This is a genomic window from Paenibacillus sp. JT31N11 (assembly GCF_056269285.1).
On record NZ_JBWDNQ010000005.1, the window covers coordinates 348,425 to 370,479 of the forward strand.

The following is a 22,055-nucleotide window of genomic DNA, read 5'->3' on the forward strand; positions in this document are numbered from 1 at the left end:
TTTCAAAAAGGTAATGAAGCGGGTTTGCAGATGCATAGTATCGATAAGTAAATGGAATCCATGTAGGTCTATGGTCTCTTTATGAAGATTTAAAGAAATTGGCAAAAGGAGAATGTACCATAAAACGCGAAAAGGTTTCATAACACTAATTTGCAGGTTAAAGGCAGAATATGATGAACGAACCATACTGGGATCCGCATTCGAATAATAACCGAAGTCCAGAGGGCGAAGCCGGAAGGGTTGCAACTGGAGCGCAAGGCCGTATTGGCCAGGCTTGTTTGCCCATGCTCCAATCCGGTTACTTCTGTCCGCCAGGGGTTCACCAGGCCCTGATCAACGGGAATATACATGCAGCCTCGGAAGTTGACCAGTATGGAAATAAACGTTTGGACGAGTGGAAACGTTTGAAGCGGAGATCTGATTCCGCAGTCACTGTGAATGCCCATAAAGCACAGTCAGGACGTGCTGCACGCAGATGGTTTTTTATGCTGGCCGTGCTGCTAGTCTGGAGTCTCACTCTGGGCACTATATCTCCAGTTCTAAGCCGTCCGGGAGGCGAGTCTGTACAAGTTGATCTATCTGCTGCTGAAGGCCCGCTGACGACGGCAGGAGGCTCCTCAGGGGAAACGCAAAGCTGGCTCCTCAAATGGGACCCCGGGCAGGAGAGAATACTTCCCGGGACCCATGTCATAAGCCGGCAGTCATTGTCTGCAGCCGTGGATGTCGTTCGCCCTGAAGATCCGGGGACCGACACCGGGGAATGGCTCCGTACGCTTCGTCAAACGCCAGGTGTTGCGTATGTGGAGCCGAGCAGCACTGTCACGCTGCTCGGCGTGGTCAGCACCAATGACCCTGAGCTGCCCAAGCAGCATTTTCTGGATCAGATCGGGGCCAGGGAAGCATGGTCGACCGTGCATGACCAGACTGGTCTGACGATTGCGCTCGTAGACACCGGAGTCGATCTGGACCATCCGGATCTCAAGGACAATCTTGTTGAGGGCACCAATCTCGTTCATCCTGGCTACGCCCCTGAAGATGATAATGGTCACGGCACGGCAGTGGCAGGTGTTCTGGCGGGTAGTGGCAATAACGGAAAGGGGATATCCGGGATTCTGTGGAAGGCCAGGATTATGCCTATCAAGGCGCTGGATGAAGAGGGCTACGGAGATGAGGAGCGTCTAGGTGAGGCGATCTTGTATGCCGTGAAGCATGGCGCGAAGATTGTTGTTCTTTCCGTTGGACTGTACAGATATTCGCCTTATATGAAGGACATCGCCTTGTATGCCGAATCCAAAGGCGTGCTGCTGGTTGCCGCAAGCGGCAATGACGGAGCAACATTGGGATCCAGAGCCAAGGTGAAATATCCCGCAGCTTATCCAAGCGTGCTGGCTGTAGGCGGTGTAACGGCTGATGGCAAAGCGGAACCGCGTTCCAATAAAGGGCCGGAGCTGGATATCGTTGCTCCTTGGAGCGTATATACTACTGCGGTTGGAGGCGGTTATACGCGTGAGGAGGGGACCTCGATGTCTGCTCCGCAGGCTGCTGCTGCTGCCGCGCTTATCTGGGCGGTGCATCCGGATTACAAGCCTTACCAAATCCGGGAGACGCTCAGGCAGAGCGCGGAAGATATCGGGAAAAAGGGTGTCGATGACGCCTCGGGCTATGGGCTGCTCAGCGTTGACCGGGCCGTTACAGCTTCGCTCAAGACCGATCAATATGAGCCAAATAATACCCGTGATAAAGCGGCAGCGTTCCCTGCAGGAACCAAAATTGCCGCAGAAATCAGCGGGAATGCCGACCGTGACTGGTATAGAATTGATGCGCCTTATGATGGCACAATGTCTATCCAGTTTCAAGGGATTACGGCTGGAGAGGGCTCGCAGCCATCGGTTACCATGACGCATTATACCGGGGACGATGCCCAGAGCACGAAGGAGACCAGGCTGGGCAATGAAACCGCAGACTGGAAGGTTAGGAAAGGGATTAATTATTTTGAGCTTCAATTAACAGACAACCAGAATCAAACAGTGCTTCCTTATCTGCTTACCTCGAGCTTTGAGATGAGCGCAGACGCCTATGAGAACAATGATAAACAGTATTCGGGATTCACTTTGTCTCCAAGGTCCCAGACCATTGCCGGCAATTTTCATCAAACGGGTGACCGTGACTGGTATGTGGTCCATTTCGAGACCGGAGGCACGCTCAAGCTGTCGTTATCGACGGATTCTGTCCGGATCGACCCCTCGCTTTCCATTCAATCAAAGGATGGGCCGCTGCTTGAAGTGGACGAGAATGGCGAAGGTGCAATCGAGACCTCCGAACTGATGAGCATTACTCCGGGGACTTATTATTTTCGCGTATATAACGCCATGTCCGCACAGGCAAGTCCGGTCATCGGGCAGTATACGCTGGCAATGGATTTCAGAACCAAATATACGGATCCCAATGAACCGAACAACAAAACCTATGAAGCGACAGCAGTCAGTTCAGGTTCTGATTACACAGGTGTAATTGGCGATGCGCAGGATGTAGACTGGTATCAGCTGCGTCTTGGGGCTGGAAGTGTCGTAGGTCTAAAGGTAAGCGGCATCCCTGCCGATGTAAGATTAAAGGCAGTTATCATGGATAAGCACCAAAAAATAATTTCCACTCTTCAATCCAAACCGGGCGAGACCGGAATCGTCGCAGAGACCAAGCTTGAAGCAGGCTTGTATTACATTAAAGTGACTGCAAGCGCCCCGTTCGACAAACAATATTACGGACTTCGCATCGATGCGGATCAAATCGTAGCGGGTTACCGCGATATTGCCGGACATTGGGCCGAAGGAGCGATTGTTGCCTTGAATAAAAAAGGGATTATCGCCGGCAGCGGCGCTTACCAATTCCGGCCGGATGAGAGCATTACCAGAGCCGAAGCGGTATCCATGCTGGTCCGCGCTTTTAAACCGCCTAAGGCAGGTGCGGTACAATATAGGGATGTTCCCGCGAAATATTGGGCAGCCGGAGCTATCGCGCAGGCGGTAACAGCCAGGTGGGCGAGCGGTTATCCGGACGGCACATTCGGACCGGAGCGTTTCATTACACGCGAGGAGATGGCCGCTATGCTCGTCAAGGCGCTAAGTCTGAGTACAGTCAAACCGCTGAAGGCACCCTACAATGACGTGGACATGAATCACTGGTCATCTGCATCTCTTGCTGCACTGAAGCAAAAAGGCTTGATTGGCGGTTATCCCGATCAGGAGTTTAAACCGGAGCAAACCGCGAGCAGGGCTGAATTTGCTTCTTTGCTGCTGCGGGCTTTACAATAGTATTTGCACGTACGGTCAAACCTATGAGGTCAGGTGAACAAGGAAATGGATATGGACAATGTTGTTGCCACTGCAGGCCTGCACGCGCTGGTGTCCATCGTCATCGAGCTGATGTGCATTACACTGGCTTGGTATGTCATTCAAGATGTCAAACTGGATTTATTCATGCGTCGTCCCAAAAGCACCCGGGCCCGTCTCCTGCAGGTCATGATCGCTGTTATTTTGGGACATCTGTTCGCTGGATTTGTCATTGATTACTGGCAATGGTCCAATCTGCTTAGAGGAATTGTCGAATAACATCGAGGGAACATGTCAACAATGGGTAGTATATGACGGCACCAAAAACCAATCATGCTCCGAATGGTATAAAATGACGGTAATTTTGACATTCTGAAAATAAAGCTTGTCGCTTTATGTTGGTAAATGTTATGATGAAAGTTGGGTGCCGAAAACATGGTATCATATATTACACAATCAGTTAGACGAATCTACTGCGCGCGGAGGGAAACCTAAGATGAGCAAAATAATCGTCCGCGGCGGCCAGCGATTATCCGGAAATGTACGAGTGAGCGGGGCAAAAAACGCCGTTCTGCCGATTCTCGCTGCCACGTTATTGGCACAAGAAGGCGACAGCGTCATTTATGACGTGCCTAATCTAGACGACGTTACAACGATACAACAAGTGCTTACCGCATTAGGCGGCAAGTTAACATACGACAATGAGACGATGCGGATATCCGCGCAGCAGTTAACCTCCTTTGAAGCTCCATATGAGCTGGTCCGCAAGATGCGGGCATCATTTTTGGTAATGGGGCCTTTGCTTGCCCGTCTTGGCCGTGCCAGAATTTCGCTGCCGGGCGGCTGCGCGATCGGTACGCGCCCTATTGACCAGCACTTGAAGGGCTTTGAGGCCATGGGTGCAGAAATCATTTTAGGTCAAGGCTACATTGAAGCACGTACAACCAACCGTCTTAAAGGTGCCAAAATATATCTGGACGTTGCCAGTGTCGGCGCGACCGAAAATATTATGATGGCTGCAGCATTGGCGCAGGGAACGACAACCATTGAGAATGCGGCCAAGGAACCCGAAATCGTGGATCTTGCCAATTATCTGAATGCGATGGGCGCAAAGGTCCGCGGAGCCGGAACCGGAATTATACGGATTGAAGGCGTTGAACAAATGTCCGGCGTTGCACATACGGTGATTCCCGACCGCGTTGAGGCGGGGACTTATATGATTGCAGCGGCAATAACCGGTGGAGATATACATATAGATGGTGCGATTGCCGACCATCTGGCCCCTGTGATCTCCAAGCTGCAGGAGATGGGCGTCGAGATCATGGAGACTGATAACGGTCTTCGTGTCAGTGCCCCGGGCAGGCTGAAGGCTGTGGATGTCAAGACATTGCCTTATCCCGGATTTCCGACGGATATGCAATCGCAGATGATGGCGCTGCTGATGATGTCGGAGGGCACAAGCATCGTGACGGAGACCGTCTTCGAGAACCGCTTCATGCATGTGGAGGAGTTCCAGAAGATGAGTGCTCAAATCAAGGTAGAAGGCCGCACAGCGATTGTCAGCGGCGGATTTGCCCTAACGGGCGCCAAAGTATGCGCCACCGATCTGAGGGCGGGTGCGGCGCTAGTATGCGCAGCGCTCTGTGCCGAGGGGGAAACGGAAATTACCGGTATCCATCATGTCGACCGTGGTTACGTGGATATTACGGGCAAGCTGGCGGGACTGGGCGCCACGATTTTCCGTATCGACGAGAATAAAGAGCGGGACACGGAAGTGGCAGCCGTCACACAGGAACCGGTTTATGCGAAGGCGCTGGAGGATGTCATTATGTTTCCGGCCCAGCCTGAGATGACGCCCGAGGTCATCATATCGGCAGTGTCGGCCGAGCCAGCTGCCGAGAAGCATGATTACAAACGCGAAAAAGAAGTTGCCCGCATGAAGGTTCAGCCAACCTGGGCGTAATCAGACATTATTTACAAAATACCCCCTTCACCGCTTGTTACAGGCGGTGAAGGGGGTATTTATTTTGCCTCCAGATCGCTTTGCAGGTAAGGTAAATCCCCCCCCCCATTGATCAACGTGATTCGCTGCCTCTTTCTATCGTTTACGCCTCTGTATCTAATGACCGTATCCCATTCCTTTCGGTACTATCCTACTAAAACACCTCATAGACTATAGAGCAGCGGATGTCTTAAGAGAGCAGGAAGAATAGAACCGGACAGGTCGGGGAAGGAGTGTGCAATGAATCAGATGAGATGGCAGACCGGACGGCGCCGCAGCTGGCGGAGAGGGGCAAGGCGTTGGTGGGGCGGGTTTGCGGCGGGCCTGATAGCCATTGTCCTTTGGAAAGGTACTTTACTGATGAACGCTCAGCGGGATATAAAGGAAACGAAGATTGAAGAGATAGAGTCTGCTCTTGTAAAAGCGCCGGATGAGAGTATAGGGGAACAGGTTAGCCCGCAACCATCTGAAACTGACCGGAAAGGTTCCGCCAATGGGCCCAATGGGGATGTTTATACAGGCTCCAAAGGGAATTCTCTAACGGAGTATGAACGGACGAGGGTTCAGGTTTTTCTCACGGCGGACAAGCGTATCGAGACACTGCCCATTGAACTTTATGTGCGCGGCGTAATTGCGGCGGAAATGCCTGTTGAATTTGAACTGGAGGCGCTCAAGGCGCAGGCGATAGCAGCCAGGACTTACATCTACAGACGCCTTGCCGCGGGTGAGAGAATAACTCCTCCGTCAGGCGGAGCGGCCGATGTGACAGACACCGTGCAGAATCAGGTTTATTTGTCCTTGAACAAGCTTTTAAGCCGCTGGAACGGGGCGGAGAGGGAAGCGAATCTGAACAAGCTGAACCGTGCAGTCGAGGAAACGAAAGGGCAGATTATCACCTACAAAGGCGAGCCTATAGAGGCGGCTTTCTTCTCTACCAGCAACGGCTATACCGAGAATGCCTCCGATTATTGGCAAATAGATGTACCCTATCTGCAAAGCGTGGCGAGTCCCTGGGATAAGGAGATCTCTCCGCGTTACAAAGAAACGGTAACGATGAAGCTGGGTGACTTTGCAGACAAGCTGGGAGTGAAGAAAAGCGCAGCGAGATCGATGCGGATTCTGGAAACCACCGAGGGCAAACGGATCAAAACGGTTGCTGTAGGCGGAAAGACTCTCAGCGGCCGCGAGGTGCGTGAGAAGCTTGGGCTTGCATCTTCACAGTTCTCGTGGTCTATCCAGGACGATGATGAAATTACTTTCACCACATTTGGTTATGGACACGGCGTGGGCATGAGTCAATGGGGAGCCGACGGAATGGCAAAGAACGGCATCGGTGCGGTGCAAATTGTGACTCACTACTATTCCGGAACAAAGGTGGAGCAAGCTTCGAAGCTTCCGTTATCGGCGCTAGTCTTGCAGCAAAGATCCAGGTTATTAGGCGCAGGAGGTTAATAGGATGTACGCTGCGGCCAGGCAGGCCGCGAGATCAACTGCCACGCCCGCTTTCTGACAATCTTTCAAAAATGTTTGGCCCTCACGTATAAACTGCTAGGTTGTGGCAACAATGGCTAGTGAGGTGATAGAACAATGAATGATCAAAACAAACCAAAGCTCAATGAAGACTCTCCCAAAACTGCTATGGGAGGAACTGCCGTCAAACCTTCTGCATGGAGAAAGCTGCTGTCGAAGAAATGGACAGCACCAGCAGCGTTCATGGCCGCGGCAGCAATTATCGTAACCTTAATGTGGATTTACCAGGGGGCGGATGAAACAACTACGACTGCACCGACAACCACCGACTCTGCGGTAAGCCAAGGTACGACGGATGAAACTGCTGACACGACCGAAACGGAAGACACGCTGGAAGTCATCGCTTCTGCGAACGAGACTATGCAGTGGCCGGCTGACTACACGCAGCTGGAAGTAGTGTCCCCTTTCTATGATGAGAAGGCGCCAAGTGAAGAACGCCAGGCGGCTTTGATTCAATCAGGGAATACGTTTATGGGCAATATGGGGATTGATCTGGCCAACGCGGATGACAAAACCTTTGATGTCAACGCAGCGCTCAGCGGTAAAGTAACGGTAGCGGAGCAGCATCCGCTGAATGGCAGCATTGTTGAGATCAAGCATGCGGACGGTCTGGTGACCGTGTACCAAAGCCTTAGCGATGTACAGGTCAAAGTCGGTGACGATGTGAAACAGGGCACGCTGATTGCAAGAGCTGGCCGCAGCGAGCTTGAGAAGGATCTGGGTACGCATTTGCACTTCGAGGTTCGTCAAGACGGCAAGGCAATCAACCCGAGTACGCTGCTGACCCTGGCCTCCGCGGACGCCGCTCAATAAAAAACAGAATAAAATTGAGCAGGTCAAGAGCGAAAGTGTGAAAAGGCAGGGGAAACCCTGTCTTTTTGCTTATTTTCGGGACCTTGGGATAAGCCTTGCGGCCTGCGTTTTTGAAAATATTTGCATAAGTTGAGCTTGTCAGGCTTGGACATAAAGAATATATACCCGTACCCCTCATATAATGTACCAAACTATCTCGAGTAGGGAGGCGGGAGCGTGCACGATTACATCAAGGAACGGACCATAAAGATCGGCCGTTGTATCGTCGAGACGAAGCATACGGTACGAACGATTGCCAAAGAGTTTGGCGTCTCGAAAAGCACGGTGCACAAGGATTTGACGGAGCGATTACCGGAAATCAATCCCGATTTGGCGGACCAGGTGAAACACATACTGGAATACCATAAATCGATCCGGCACCTAAGGGGGGGAGAGGCGACAAAAATAAAGTATAAGAAAACAAGCGGTCGTAAACGCGAAGTCCTTGCCGCAGCAAAATCGTAAGCGATTTTTTCTACAAAAATAGAGGAATTTCGTTCAATTCAGCGAATACAGTACGATATGATTTTTGCATCGACTACTATTCGTTCTGGGGGACTTCAGACTTATGTTTAGCAAGGACATTGGAATTGATCTAGGCACGGCTAATGTGTCCATTCATGTGAAAGGAAGGGGCATTGTATTGGATGAGCCTTCGGTCGTGGCGATCGAAAGCGAAACAAAGCGCGTGCTCGCTGTTGGCGAAGAAGCGCATCGTATGGTGGGGCGTACGCCCGGCAATATCATTGCCATCCGGCCCCTTCGCGACGGCGTTATCGCAGACTTTGAAATTACCGAAATCATGCTGAAGTCTTTTATTGATCGTGTGGGCGGCCGTTCGTGGTACAGCCGCCCACGAATTCTTATTTGCGCCCCCACTAATATAACATCGGTGGAGCAAAAAGCAATTCGTGAGGCAGCAGAGCGGAGCGGAGCAAGGGACGTGTTCTTGGAGGAAGAGCCTAAAGCGGCTGCGATCGGCGCCGGAATGGATATTTATCAGCCAAGCGGCAATATGGTCGTGGATATTGGTGGCGGAACGACAGATGTAGCCGTTCTTTCTATGGGCGATGTCGTTACCGCCTCTTCTATTAAGGTCGCCGGGGACAAATTTGACGAGGCGATTATGAAGTATATCAAAAACAAGTACAAGCTCCTGATCGGCGAGCGGACTAGCGAGCATATCAAGATACAGATCGGAACGGTTTATCAGGACGGCCGCAGGGAAGAAGTCGATATTCGCGGAAGGGATATGGTATCGGGCTTGCCGCTTACAGTCACGATTCACTCCGAAGAAGTAAGGGAAGCTCTTTGGGAACCGGTCTCGCACATCGTGGCGGCAGCCAAATCCGTGCTGGAGCAGACTCCGCCCGAGCTTTCGGCAGACATTATTGACCGCGGCGTTATTCTTACCGGAGGCGGCGCACTGCTCAGCGGGTTGGATACGCTGCTGGCAGAAGAACTGCGCGTTCCGGTTCTTATCGCTGAGAACCCTATGCATTGTGTAGTAAAGGGAACAGGGCTGCTGCTGGATCATTTGGACCGGATGAAGAAATAAGCTAGGTTCTCTAAGCTCGCCAACAGATGAACAGAGCCAGGTTGCGCTGCGCTTGGGTAGGACGCCAAAAGGGGGGCGTGCCGAGAAGCGTAAATGAGCCTAAAGACATAGGAATATACTATTCACCCTGCTCGTTTTTCTGCCGATATATAGGTATATGTATTCGTTTCGCCCGTTTCATGTGTTTCTTTGAACAAACACAGCATATACTTACGAAGTCAGCGCTCCTAGCGAAAGCTTGAGTTGAGGTTTGCGAAGCCAGCTTTCACGGTAGAAGCTCTCGGGAGGTTCCAAGTCCATGTTAAGAGGTCTATACACGGCTGCAGCGGGCATGATTGCCCAGCAGCATCGCCATGATACCGTCACGAACAATATCTCGAACATAAATACCCCCGGTTATAAGCAAAATAACGCAGTCACCCGGTCATTTCCGGAAATGCTGCTGCAGCTCACAGGAACAGAAAATTCAAACGGTCCGATCGGGAAAATCAACACTGGTGTTTTTGCCGAGGAGAGCTTGCAAATTCAGCTGCAGGGCGATTTGACGCAAACCGGTCAGCCGTCTGATTTTGCCATACTATCGGATATCGAAGTGCCGGGCATTCAGTTTGATGAATCCGGCAAATATGTAGCGCCTGATGGCCAACTGACTTTTCAGCCTCAAGCCTTTTTCACGGTACAGGATGTGAGCGGAGAAACGCGGTATACGCGCGATGGTTCATTTAAGCTGGACGAGCAGGGATTTCTGGCTATGGCCGACGGCTCAAGAGTACTTGGTGTGGATGGAGCGCCGATTCAGCTGCCGCAGGGGATTTCGATGGACCAGCTGACGTTAGGGGATCAAGGTTTCCTGTCTCTGTCGGCAGGTTCAAAAGTGCTGGGAGCGGGTGGAGAGCCGATTGAGTTTCCTCAGGGTGTTGCGATGAATCAGGTCAGGCAGGACGGGCAGGGATTTCTTGTTCGGATAGCCAATGGAACAAGAGTGATTGGAACCGATGGAGCGCCGATTCAGCTGCCGCAGGGAATCGTATTGAACCAGCTGGAGTTGAATGGACAGAATCAGCTTGTTCATGGACCCGATTCCAATGTCGGTCAGCTTCTGCTGACACGGGTTGACGATCCGAATGAACTGGTGCGTGGCGGTGACGGCAAATTCGCGTTGAATGGCAATGCCGGCAATGCGCGTCCTGTGAATGCGGCTGACCGTGTGGAGGTTCGCCAAGGCTACATAGAGCGTTCGAATGTCGACTCGGCACAATCCATGGTTGATCTCATGTCAGCCATGCGGGCTTATGAGGCGAATCAGAAGGTGGTTCAATTCTACGACCGCAGTTTGGACAAAGCAGTTAACGAAGTGGGCCGTGTTTAGACCTTATCGTATTGTATAAGCCCCGCAGGCATTCCAAGCAGATGGAAGCCTGGATAACAAAGGAGACGGCGCATGAACAGTTCAATGATCAATGCCATGGTATCCATGAACGGATTGCAGCAGAAGCTGGACATACTCGCCGATAATATTGCGAATGCTAATACAACCGGTTATAAGCGCAAGCAAGGCTCATTCGAGGATCTGCTTACCACCTTGAAGCAGCAGCCGGAGGCTTTCGCGCAGCCTGGCAGGCTCACGCCGCTGGGCTTCAACCAGGGATGGGGCTCGCGCCTTACAATGGTCCAGCCGGATCTGTCGCAGGGCCAGCTGCAGCAAACCGATCAGCCTTACGATGTGGCGATACAAGGCGATGCATTGTTTGAGGTGATGGCCGATGACGCGGGTAATCTGGCGTATACGCGCAACGGAGCTTTTCAGCTGACATTTGACAATAATGGCATGAATATATTAACAACCAAGGAAGGGTATCCTGTTTTGGATACCAATGATCAGCGTATTGAGATACCGGCTGAAGTGAAGTCGGTTAAGTTTGACAAGGATGGCTCCGTACTGGGAGTATTGGCTGACGGAAATACATTGGCGCTTGGCCAGCTGAAGCTCGTTCAAGCAGTAAAACCGGCTCTGCTCTCGCCGGTTGCCGATAATCTATTCGCCCTTGCGGATGGATTAAACGTAGCGGATGTTCTTCGCACCGTGACGGCTGCTCCTGACATTGACATCTCTGTAAACCAGGGTTATCTGGAAGCATCCAATGTTGATTTAACCGATGAGATGACCGAACTGATTAACGTGCAGCGCGCTTATCAGTTAAGCGCTAGAGCTTTGTCCTCAAGTGATACCATGATGGGACTCGCAAACAACATGCGCGCTTAGAAATGAGTGAACTGAAATGGAAATAAAAAAACAGACGGCTATTGAAACGGAAGGTGTTTCACGGCCGGAACGAAAAAGTCTGCTCCGCGCCGCTCCGGATAACGTCAAAGCGCCGGAGGCGGAGGATGATTCGCGCAAGCAGCGTGGCCAGGAGGCTGGCGACGAGCGGCAGGTGGGCAAGAATACGCGTTCCAAAAGGAATCTTGGGCTGCGCATCCTGTTTTGGCTGCTGCGGAAAAGCATCGTACCCGCGCTTTGTATCATTGCGATACTCGGCGGGATGTATATCGGCTATTCCATGCTCGGAAAGAGGCCTGGAGAAGACATATTTGTATGGGACACCTGGAAGCATATGTATGATTTAATATTTGCTGATTCGTAGAGTTTGGTCCCATTTATTTCCTTCTGCTCGCCTGGAGCAGAGGGTTATTTGCATGTCTGAGTAAGGTTCTCAGGTGACTGAGAAAAGCCGATCGCGGAGCATTCCGCGATCGGCTTTTTGAATTGTGTCAAATATGATTAATTGACGGTAACGAGAATTTTGGCCTTCTTGCCTGCAAAGCTGACGGTTATGGTCGCTTTCCCTTTCCCGGTCGCTTTGATGATGCCGTCCTTGGCGGTGGCAACCGTCACTTTGGAGGAAGCCCACTGTGCGGCTTTGGAAACGTCGGCTTCAGTCTGATCGGCGTAGGTTGCTGTTGAGATCACCTGTACTTGCTTGCCAGGAGTGAGCGTCAGGCTGACCTCGCTCGTTTCAAAATATTTTAAGGTGTCCACATCAATCGGTACTTTGACCGTTTTACCCGCATAGGTAGCAGAGATTGATGCTTTACCGTAGCCGACTGCCATGATCTTACCGCTTTTGGCGGTGGCCACCAAATAATTGGATGTCTTCCATTCTGCGAGTGCGGTGACATCCTTGATTTTACCGTTGTTATACGTCACTGTAACGGCAATCTGCTCGAACTTGCCGGATTTGAGCGAAACGTTGAATACCGATGCTTCGATTCTGGTGATCTGGTCGACTTCAACCGCGATAGCAGCGCTCTGCCCCCCGTAGGTGGCTGTAATGGTTGCTGTTCCCTTCGCTATGGCTTTGACGAGCCCTTTCTTCACATCAGCAATCGTAGCTCTGCTGGAGCTCCATTTTGCGTCTGCAGTAACGTCTGTGACTTTTCCGGAAGCGTCGGTTGCTTCCAAAGTAATTTGCTCCGTATCGTTAAGAGCCAATGAGACCAATGTAACATTGGCTTCAAGCTCTTTGGCTAAGCCAACCTTGACGGTTATTTTGGCAGTCACGCCATTATAATCGGCTGTTATTGTAGCTGTGCCTTCAGCAAGTCCGGTAATTTTGCCGGCCTCGACTTCGGCAATAGCTTCGTCCGATGTTGTCCATTTTGCTTTGGATGTTATGATTGCGGTCGAATCGTCGGAGTATACGGCTGTTAGAGTAGCTTGGTATTCACCATTAACCTCCACATTCACTTCCTTGGAGCTGGTAGTCAATTTACTTGGTACATCAACATAAACGGTTACCTTGATCGTTTTTCCGCCGTAGGAGCCGCTAATCTGGGCGGTACCTGACTTATAGGCCGTTATCAAGCCTTTGGATGCATAGGCTACATCCTCATTATCCGAGCTCCAATCGGCTTTTTCGGTTATATCTTCGGGTTTTCCATCGGCATAGGTCGCAATCAGTGCGAGATTGCCGGTATCACCAGCACTCATTACGACTTTAACCGGGCTGACATCCAGATGATTGACGACTTCAACATCGACGTCGATGTCAACCGACTTGCCGTTGTACTTGGTCGTTATGACAGCTGAGCCCGACTTGTAACCGGTGACCAGTCCATTGCTGACATATGCGACCGTTTCGTCGCTGGAGGTCCACTCTGCGTCATTGGTGATATCTGAGTTGCGGCCATCGGCGTATTGGGCAGTTACCTTCAATTGCTGGGGTGTGCCTTTAATATGAAGGAAGATGCTGTCCTGGTCCACATTCAATGCGATTGTCTTGTCGACATCGACAGTGATGCTTGTCGTTTTTGTGCCATAGGAGGCTGTAATAACAGCTGTTCCCGCTGCATAGCCGGTAATGACGCCCTTAAGCGCATCAGCAACCTGATCGTCGCTGGAAGACCATTTGGCATCGGCCGTCACATCTTTGGTAGTGCCGTCCGGGTATGTCGCTGTAAGAACCACGGTTTCTGATCCTTTAAGCAGCAAGGACAATTTGGATTTGTTTACGGCAATGCGATTGACCAGCTCTACATTGACATCTATGGTCACCGTTTTCTTGCCGAGTGTGGCGCTTATGGTTGCCGAGCCGGAGCTGATTCCGGTCACGCTGCCGTTCAGAACGGTCGCAACCTTCTCGTTGCTGGAGGACCAATCCGCGATGCTTGCCACATCCTGAGTCGAGTTGTCGCTATACGTGGCGGTCAACTTGATCGCGCCCGATTCATTTTTGCGGAGATTGAGAATTTGCGTATCTTTCGTCAAGGCTTTAACCTTCTTGGTTACGGTAACTTGAACGGATTGCACCAAGTCTCCATAAGCAGCAACTATGGTTACGGAACCTTCGGATTTGGCGGTAATGGTTCCATTATATACGGTGGCTACCGATGCCTTCTCGCCGCTCCAGTCTGCGAGGGCCGTCAAGTTCTTGGTCGTTCCGTCGGAATATACCCCAGTGGCTGTCAAAGTAGAGCTGTCGCCGACTTCCAGTGAAAGCTCATTTACGGACAGCAATAATTTGGACAAGGTGACTTCCGCTGCCGCACCGACGACGGATGCGAGCCCGGTCATGCAGAGAACGAAGACCAGTGCGGTAACAGATAGTTTACGGATGGTTTTTTTCAAAATGCTTTAATCCTCCTGACTCAATTAGCTTGCTTTCTTGACAGAATTCAAAGTAATACACTTAGGTGTACTATCATTTTCGGTCAGTATGGAAGGAAAGTTTAGACCAGGACAGTATCTTTTTTGTAAACGGGCGTTACGTTTTCATTTGGATTGACTTTGGCGGGGCGGATTGAAAATGGGATGAAAAGCATAAAAACCGTGGGGAAACGAGGGCAGCGCCATAGCCAAGTAGTTTTATTTTTCCTGGGCTAGAGGTATAATGGTTGAGGAACTTTGAAGCGTCATCCAGTAAAAATAAGGAGGCGTGAGCGTTTGAATCTGCCGAATATGTTGACAATGCTGCGGTTTATATTAATTCCGGTTTACGTCTTCATTTTTGCAGCAGGACATATGATTACGGCATTTTTCATCATGGTGGCCGCCGGTTTGACCGATATTCTGGATGGATATTTAGCGCGCAGGAATAATCAAGTGACGAATCTGGGTTCCATGCTGGATCCATTGGCAGATAAAACGATGATGATCACCGTCATTTTGTCGCTGCTCTTCACCGAACTTATTTCCTGGAGCGCGGGTGCGGCTATCTTCATTAGAGATTTGGGGATGATCATAGGTTCTGCTTTCTTTCATTTTCGGGGGAAAAAAACGGTACCGGCCAACTGGATGGGCAAGTTGACAACGGTGCTTTATTACGTGGCGATCATGTTTATTTTCTTTGAGCTTTCATATGCCACTGCCTATCTGTGGGCTGTTATTATTTTTTCGTTTATCACATCATTTATTTATATTTTCCTGTTTGTCGCTCTCAACAGGGAGGAGAAACTTGGCAAAGCCGAATAAATCGGCTTCAGGGCTCTTCCCGAAAACGTGTCGATGGACATTCCTTCTCTTGCCCCCATCCTTTTGAGGAGGCTCGTCGTCTTACAAGAGAGAAATAAGTAAGCGCCGTCCTTTGGCGAAGGCAGGCCTTTCCCCTTGAACTATAAGCAAAGTATGATGGGAATTATACTTTGCTTATACATTAAAAAAGGAGCTTGGCCATATGACACTTCGGTCATTTGGCCAAACCCCTTATCTCAACCTCCACGACTGCAGTTTCATGAAGGATGACATTATTGTGGCACAATTCGAGCGATTTTAAACGTGAAACGCGAAAGGAGTTTTTTCAGCTGCTTGATATTAGACAAATTCAGGAGATTATTCCGCACCGTCCGCCGTTTCTGCTGATTGACCGCATTCTTGAAGTGGAGCCGGGAAAACGGGCTGTAGGCATCAAAAATGTAACGATGAATGAACCGTTCTTCACCGGTCACTTTCCCCAATATCCGGTTATGCCGGGCGTACTGATCGTTGAAGCGCTCGCCCAGGTGGGGACAGTTGCCATTCTGATGGTGGAAGCCAATAAGGGGAAACTCGGGTTTTTCGCAGGCATCGATAATTTCCGTTTCCGGGGACAGGTTACGCCAGGGGATACCTTGACGCTTGAGGTTGAGATCACCCGGTTTAAAGGCATCATCGGCAAAGGACAGGCTACCGCCAAGGTCGATGGGAAAATTGTCGCAGAAGGCGAAATTATGTTTGCCCTTAAAGACCCCAACGAATAAGGAGTCAAACGGTCCATGGATTTGTCCATTCCGACTATATAATATAGAAGAGACTTTATTTTTTGTGGAGAGAAGGGAATGATAGGAATGGTACAAACGGCAATGGAACGCTACGAGGCATGGTTGAACGATCCGGCCATCGATTCGGCGACAAAGGAAGAGCTTGCAGGCATTGCAGGCAACGACAAAGAAATCGAAGACCGCTTCTATCGTGATCTTGAATTCGGAACCGGCGGTTTGCGCGGTGTTATGGGAGCGGGCACGAATCGCCTGAATGCCTATACAGTTGGAAAAGCAACACAGGGCCTGGCAGCATGGACGCTTGCCAAGAGCAGCACTCCCTCTGTTGTTATCGCCCACGATTCACGCAACTTCTCGCCGGAATTCGCCTTGGAAGCCGCGCTTGTGCTCGCCGGAAACGGTGTGAAGGCCTATTTGTTCAAAGGATTGCGTCCAACTCCGCAGCTGTCTTTTGCCGTGAGAGCACTCGGTGCAACAAGCGGTATTGTCGTAACGGCGAGTCATAACCCGCCGGAGTATAATGGTTATAAAGCCTATGGTTCTGATGGCTGCCAGCTGGTTCCCGAGGATGCCGAGCAGGTAATCGCCGCAATCCAGCAGGTGAGCGGTTTTGATAAAGTTCTTCGTATCAGCCAGCAGGAAGCAGAGGCAAGCGGACTGCTCATTTGGCTGGGGGATCAAGAGGATCAGGATTATGTTGATACGGTCGTTTCGCATAGTCTGAACAGCGATCTGCTTAAAAGCGGGGCGGGAGCAGAATTTTCGGTTGTCTATACGCCGCTTCACGGCGCAGGCAATATGCCGGTTCGCCATGTGCTTGCGCAAGCAGGCTTCACCAATGTTCATGTGGTTGCACAGCAGGAGCAGCCGGACGGTTATTTCAGCACAGTGAAATCGCCAAACCCGGAGGAGCGTGAAGCATTCACGCTGGCCATTGAGCTGGCTCATCAGGTTGGAGCGGATATTATAGTAGGAACAGATCCGGATTGCGACCGCATGGGCGCGGTTGTCCGCAACAATGAGGGCGAGTACGTGGTATTATCCGGAAATCAGTCGGGGGCCATCATGGTTCATTATCTGCTAAGCACCCTAAAGGAGCGCGGGCAGCTGCCTGACAACGGCGTTGTCGTGAAGACGATTGTAACGAGCGAAATGGGCGCTGATATCGCCCGTCATTATGGAGCCGGCGTTGTTAATACGCTCACGGGCTTCAAATATATCGGCGAGAAAATGACTCAATACGAGAAAACCGGGGAGCATTCTTTCCTGTTCGGATATGAAGAAAGCTACGGGTATCTTGCAGGTACATATGCTCGTGATAAGGATGCAGTCATCGCATCCTTGTATATTTGCGAAGCGGCTGCCTACTATAAAAGCAAAGGCAAAACGCTGTACGATGTTCTGCTGGAATTATATGCACAATTCGGTACTTACCTGGAGCACCTGGAATCACGTACTCTGAGGGGGATCGACGGTGTTCAGCAGATCACCTCTATTATGGAAAACTGGCGTAATCATCCGCCTGTGGAAATCGCCGGAACGGCGGTCGGCAAAGTGCTGGATTATTCCCTTGGAATTGACGGTCTGCCCCGGGAAAATGTATTGAAATACATGCTGCAGGACGGTTCATGGTTCTGTCTGCGTCCTTCCGGAACAGAACCGAAAATCAAAGTATATTTTGCCGTGCGGTCAAATAACCAGAACGAAGCAACGGATGCCCTCAAACGTTTGACGCAAGCGGTCATGGCTAGAGTGGACAACAAGGCATAGGGAGTGGAAGGCGTGCAACGAAGGTGGCAGCAATGGAATCGCAAGGCGCATACGGTTTTGTGGGCGCTTGTTGTAATTGGCATTATCGCGGCTTTGCCGCTCGGCGTAACCCGCTGGCAGATGGAGAAAACCTCCAAGCAGGTTGAATATATATTCGACTACCGCGACTTGGTGCAAATCGCTTCCTATAAAGCGCGTCCGCAGTCGTTTATCCAGGAGCAGCTCGGTCGTATGAAAGATGCAGGCTTTACGACGATGGCTTTGTATGAAAGCTCCCTCCAGGAACTGCGCTGGGCTGGACGCCTTTCCCTGTATAATTCCGACCAAGCAGGAGAATTGGAAGGCAAGGCACCGGAAAGCGATGAGAATTTCACCTATGTTCTGTTTAATGGGCCGCAGGAGGTTCAGGCATACCGGGATCTCATCACAAGTACATTCAAAAGCTGGGATATCCAAGCTTCTCCATGGTCCTACGGAGGACACGAAGGGCTTGTGATTGAAACGCCGATGGAGGATGCGGTGTTAAAGCAAATGAATCCCGATCCGCTTGCTGTGCAGACGCTGCATGATGCCGGATTTCAAATTCTGCCGCGTTTGTCCGACCGGACGCCTTTTGACGCCGCGGCGGTTGAAAAACTGTTTGCCGGTTATAAAGAACTGGGTGTGACGCGTGTATTGTTTGACGGAGATGCTGTCAAAGGTTACGAGGACAATGCCGAGAAGAGCACCTTATATACCTTTGCCGAAATTCTGAACAAGAACGGGATCGGCATTACGGCAATTGAGAACTCCAAGCAGCAAAAAGGGATGAGCACCCTCGCCTATCTGACGCATTATAATGTAACCCGTTTATACTCACTTTCGGAGGGTGATGCTTATTCAATGGAGTCGGAGGCCATTGCCGACCGCTTCCATCTGGCGGCGAAGGACCGCAGCATCCGCATGTTCTATATTAATGGATCGCCGATAAGCAGTGCGAATAAATCCGCCATTACGGATCCGCTGGACAATCTGTACACAGCTTTGGCAGGCAATGACGAGGAAAAAGGGGCAATCAAGAAGCTCGGTGAGCTTGGTTTTCAACCGGGCAAAGCAGTGGCTTTCGATTATGAAACGCCATCCTGGCACAAACCGCTTAAAGCCGTTATCGTCCTTGGCGCAATCGCCTTTATTACGCTCCTGATCAGTGCGTTCATACCGGGTGTTGCTATACCGGTATTCGTATTGGGTCTCATCGGCAGCGCAGGATTATATGTTCTTTCCAAATCGTCACTGGAGCAGGGACTGGCATTAGGAGCTGCCATCAGCGCCCCGACGCTTGCTATAATATGGGCTATCCGGCGCGTGCAGGCGCATACGGTGGGCAACCGGAGGCCTGTAGGCGGAGCTTCAGAGTCCGTCGTGCAAGCGAAGGCACAATGGCTTTTTCCTGGTATCAGAGCCGGACGCCGTCTTGCCATGGCGATTGCTTTGTTTGCCGCAACGGCCGTCATTTCTCTGGCAGGCATTCCATTTGTCACCGGTTTATTGAACAATATCACATATTCGCTCGTTCTTGAGCAGTTCCGCGGCGTAAGCCTGCTTCATCTGGCGCCAATCGGATTATCCGCCTTGTATGTATTTCTCTACACAGGCGAATCTGTAATAAGCAATTTACGCCGGCTGCTAACGATGAAAATTACGGTTCTTGGCGTTGTTGTGGCCGTCATTGTGGGCGCAGCCGGCATGTATTATCTGTCCCGGACTGGCAATGAAGGACAAACGACATCCATCGAAGTGCTGCTGCGCAATACGTTGGAGTCGACCTTCGGCGTGCGGCCGCGCAATAAAGAGTTTCTGTTTGCGCATCCCTTATTTTTCCTGGGCCTGTTCCTGGCGCTTCGTTATCGCGCGGCGTGGGTATTGTTTATTATAGGAGCGGTTGGGCAGCTGTCTATGGTCGATACTTTCGCCCATATTCATACGCCGCTGCATATTTCCATTATCCGCGTGCTGCTTGGTCTGGTGCTGGGCGCTATTATCGGATTTGTCATGATTGCGGTCTGGCAGGTTCTGGAGGGGGTCTGGAAACGATGGGTACCCCGCTCCGCGCAGGAGAAAATGAAGTTCAAACCCGGCGCATAGTTGTTTCCGGCTACTACGGCTTCCGCAACAGCGGCGATGAAGCGGTATTGAAATCGATTCTGTTCGCCCTTGAAGAAGAAGGCGCCAAGGCGGGCCTCAGGATTGTACCGGTCGTTCTGTCGGTCGATCCGGCGTGGACCACGGCGATGTACGGCGTAGAAGCCGTACATCGCATGCGTCCCGGCGCGGTTCTGGGCGCGCTCCGCGGCAGCGACGGGCTGATCAGCGGCGGCGGCAGCCTGCTGCAGGATGCGACAGGCGCGAAGACAATCCCTTATTACACCGGCGTTATGCGCCTGGCGCAGCTGCTTCGCAAGCCGGTCTTTGTTTATTCCCAGGGCATCGGACCGGTCAACCGCCGGTGGATGGATCGGTTGATCCGCGGCGTGATGCGCCGCAGCGCATACGTCAGCGTCAGGGACGCCGAATCCGCCGCTTTGCTTGGGCGGATGGGCGTGGCTGCGGACCGGATCGAGGTTGTACCCGATCCGGTTATGGGCTTGCCGCTTCCCGGCGCGGCGCATTCGCGCGCCGGGGCGGCCACCGGCCCTGGGACCGCTGGCGGAGCCGCGAGCCCGGGCCCTGCGCCGGCGGCGGCATTGCCGCTGGTCGGCGTGTCCGTGCGCCCATGGCGCACTGACGGCGCCGACCTTGCGCGCGTGGGCGCCGCGCTGGGCGCGCTGGCCCGCAGCCGGCCGGTGCGGCTGCGGTTCCTGCCTTTTCACACGCCATCTGATGCAGAGGCATCAGAGCGGGTGATCGAGCAGCTTGGCGATCTTACCGGAAGCGGAAGCTCCGTTGAGATCGCCGGCTCATTGGATGATCCCCAGCAGATGCTGCTGGAGGTTAGTCAGTGCGACGCTCTGCTTGGCATGCGCCTGCATGCGCTCATCTACGCGGCCAACCAATTGGTGCCCATGCTGGGATTGTCCTATGATCCCAAGATTGATCAATTTCTCAACCGTATCAACCTTCAGCCGATTGGAACAACGGAGCAGCTGGATGCGGAGAAATTCGTTGCCGGAATGCTCAATCTGCTGGACGATCCCGAAGATTGGCATGCAAAGCACGACAGGGCGATTGAGCTCTTAAAACAGGAAGCGCGCAGACCCGCGAAACAAATTATTGAGCTTTTGCGTTTAATCTAATAGAGGTGACAACCATAAATGAGTCAGTCTGCCTTGGCAAGTGTGCCGACGGTTTCGCTATACGGCATCCGTTTTTCCAAGCTGAATATGCAGGATACTGTAAATTTGCTAACTGAATGTATTGAACAGCGCCAACCGACACAAGTTATAACAGGGAACCCCATTATGGTGATGACGGCATTGGAACAAAGTCATTTCCACGACGTGATGGCGGGTGCCGACCTGGTGGTCCCTGATGGCACGGGTGTTGTATGGGCAGCCTCTCATATCGGCCAGCCGGTTGCCGAGCGGGTGCCGGGCTTTGATTTGATGCATCATCTTTTTGAAGAAGGACATGTTCGCGGATGGCGTGTGTTTTTGCTGGGGACTTCTCAAGAAACCATTGAGAAGACCGCCGATATTCTTCAGCAGCAATATCCGGGGCTAACGATAGCGGGTTATCGCAACGGATTTTTCGGGCCGGATGAAGACGAAGCGGTCATTAGGCAAATCCGGGACTGCGCGCCCGATATGCTGTTTGTCGCACGGGCAGTAGATAATCAGGAGCCATGGATAGCCAAACACAAACGAGCACTCCATGTACCGGTTATGATGGGCGTTGGAGGAAGCTTTGATGTTATTGCCGGCGTATTGAAAAGAGCGCCAAAGCTTTTTCAAAAGCTGCGTTTGGAATGGCTCTACCGGCTTTTGCAGCAGCCCTCAAGATACCGGAGGATGTTCGCTCTGCCGAAATTCGTCGTGAAAGTGATGCGAGATAAAGGAAACATTGGAAAACACCGCAAAGCTGCCTAGAAATCGCAAGTAAATCGCTATAATCGCTTGAAAATGGGAGTAGCGATTCTTTTTCATTCGGAGTATAATTCATTCCGGCGGTATTGGAAGAAACGGCTGGCGTCATGCACGACCGACTTGATAATGAAAGCTTTTGTCCCGGTACGGTACTGCTGCGAGTGACGACGATAATTGTTTCTTCGCCCCAAATGTAAGCG

General features: G+C 51.6%; 17 protein-coding genes. 16 read left to right on the plus strand and 1 reads right to left on the minus strand.

All coding sequences use genetic code 11. The features are described 5' to 3' along the window. Positions 1 to 170 precede the first annotated feature (170 nt). The 10 genes from AC0YNV_RS20180 (at position 171) to AC0YNV_RS20225 (ending at position 11,913) form a co-directional block, all read left to right on the plus strand. Entirely contained in the window at positions 171 to 3,308 is a 3,138-nt protein-coding gene (locus AC0YNV_RS20180) for a S8 family serine peptidase (protein WP_475769623.1), read from the plus strand. 45 nt (positions 3,309 to 3,353) lie between these two features. Then, positions 3,354 to 3,605 (plus strand): DUF1146 family protein, encoded by a 252-nt coding sequence (locus AC0YNV_RS20185; RefSeq protein WP_210039036.1) that lies wholly within the window; start codon positions 3,354 to 3,356, stop codon positions 3,603 to 3,605. Between the two features lie 217 nt (positions 3,606 to 3,822). Further along, positions 3,823 to 5,289 (plus strand): UDP-N-acetylglucosamine 1-carboxyvinyltransferase, encoded by a 1,467-nt coding sequence (gene murA, locus AC0YNV_RS20190; RefSeq protein ID WP_210039035.1) that lies wholly within the window; start codon positions 3,823 to 3,825, stop codon positions 5,287 to 5,289. A 279-nt stretch (positions 5,290 to 5,568) separates the two neighbouring features. Then, a complete protein-coding gene (gene spoIID / locus AC0YNV_RS20195) occupies positions 5,569 to 6,780 on the plus strand; it encodes a stage II sporulation protein D (protein ID WP_475769624.1) in 1,212 nt (403 codons plus the stop codon). Between the two features lie 135 nt (positions 6,781 to 6,915). After that, complete coding sequence (locus tag AC0YNV_RS20200) at positions 6,916 to 7,671, plus strand: peptidoglycan DD-metalloendopeptidase family protein (protein WP_475769625.1); 756 nt, start codon at positions 6,916 to 6,918, stop codon at positions 7,669 to 7,671. Positions 7,672 to 7,887: 216 nt separating this feature from the next. Next, positions 7,888 to 8,175: a sporulation transcriptional regulator SpoIIID gene (gene spoIIID / locus AC0YNV_RS20205; protein ID WP_188997743.1), complete on the plus strand. Its 288-nt coding sequence runs from the start codon at positions 7,888 to 7,890 to the stop codon at positions 8,173 to 8,175. A 103-nt stretch (positions 8,176 to 8,278) separates the two neighbouring features. Then, a complete protein-coding gene (mreB, locus tag AC0YNV_RS20210; protein ID WP_210039033.1) occupies positions 8,279 to 9,268 on the plus strand; it encodes a rod shape-determining protein in 990 nt (329 codons plus the stop codon). Between the two features lie 298 nt (positions 9,269 to 9,566). Beyond that, on the plus strand, positions 9,567 to 10,637 hold the full coding sequence (locus AC0YNV_RS20215) for a flagellar hook-basal body protein (protein ID WP_475769626.1): 1,071 nt from the start codon (positions 9,567 to 9,569) through the stop codon (positions 10,635 to 10,637). A 72-nt stretch (positions 10,638 to 10,709) separates the two neighbouring features. Next, positions 10,710 to 11,531 (plus strand): flagellar hook-basal body protein, encoded by an 822-nt coding sequence (locus AC0YNV_RS20220; RefSeq protein ID WP_475769627.1) that lies wholly within the window; start codon positions 10,710 to 10,712, stop codon positions 11,529 to 11,531. Positions 11,532 to 11,547: 16 nt separating this feature from the next. After that, a complete protein-coding gene (locus tag AC0YNV_RS20225) occupies positions 11,548 to 11,913 on the plus strand; it encodes a DNA-directed RNA polymerase subunit beta (protein WP_210039030.1) in 366 nt (121 codons plus the stop codon). Between the two features lie 137 nt (positions 11,914 to 12,050). Here the strand turns inward: AC0YNV_RS20225 and AC0YNV_RS20230 are convergent, their stop codons facing one another. Further along, positions 12,051 to 14,396, minus strand: coding sequence for an Ig-like domain-containing protein (locus AC0YNV_RS20230; RefSeq protein ID WP_475769628.1), 2,346 nt, complete (start codon positions 14,394 to 14,396; stop codon positions 12,051 to 12,053). 315 nt (positions 14,397 to 14,711) lie between these two features. On the opposite strand from AC0YNV_RS20230, the gene AC0YNV_RS20235 reads away from it, so the two are divergent. The 6 genes from AC0YNV_RS20235 to AC0YNV_RS20260 all read left to right on the plus strand — a co-directional run bounded on the left by AC0YNV_RS20235 (position 14,712) and on the right by AC0YNV_RS20260 (position 21,858). After that, positions 14,712 to 15,239: a CDP-alcohol phosphatidyltransferase family protein gene (locus tag AC0YNV_RS20235; protein WP_475769629.1), complete on the plus strand. Its 528-nt coding sequence runs from the start codon at positions 14,712 to 14,714 to the stop codon at positions 15,237 to 15,239. A gap of 329 nt (positions 15,240 to 15,568) precedes the next feature. After that, complete coding sequence (gene fabZ, locus AC0YNV_RS20240; protein ID WP_210039279.1) at positions 15,569 to 16,003, plus strand: 3-hydroxyacyl-ACP dehydratase FabZ; 435 nt, start codon at positions 15,569 to 15,571, stop codon at positions 16,001 to 16,003. Positions 16,004 to 16,081: 78 nt separating this feature from the next. Further along, a complete protein-coding gene (locus AC0YNV_RS20245) occupies positions 16,082 to 17,794 on the plus strand; it encodes a phospho-sugar mutase (protein ID WP_475769630.1) in 1,713 nt (570 codons plus the stop codon). Positions 17,795 to 17,806: 12 nt separating this feature from the next. Further along, entirely contained in the window at positions 17,807 to 19,918 is a 2,112-nt protein-coding gene (locus tag AC0YNV_RS20250) for a DUF5693 family protein (RefSeq protein WP_475769631.1), read from the plus strand. Beyond that, positions 19,867 to 21,066 (plus strand): polysaccharide pyruvyl transferase CsaB, encoded by a 1,200-nt coding sequence (gene csaB / locus AC0YNV_RS20255; protein WP_475769632.1) that lies wholly within the window; start codon positions 19,867 to 19,869, stop codon positions 21,064 to 21,066. Before AC0YNV_RS20250 ends, csaB begins: the two co-directional genes overlap by 52 nt. Positions 21,067 to 21,084: 18 nt before the next feature. Next, a complete protein-coding gene (locus AC0YNV_RS20260; protein ID WP_210039026.1) occupies positions 21,085 to 21,858 on the plus strand; it encodes a WecB/TagA/CpsF family glycosyltransferase in 774 nt (257 codons plus the stop codon). Positions 21,859 to 22,055 lie beyond the last annotated feature (197 nt).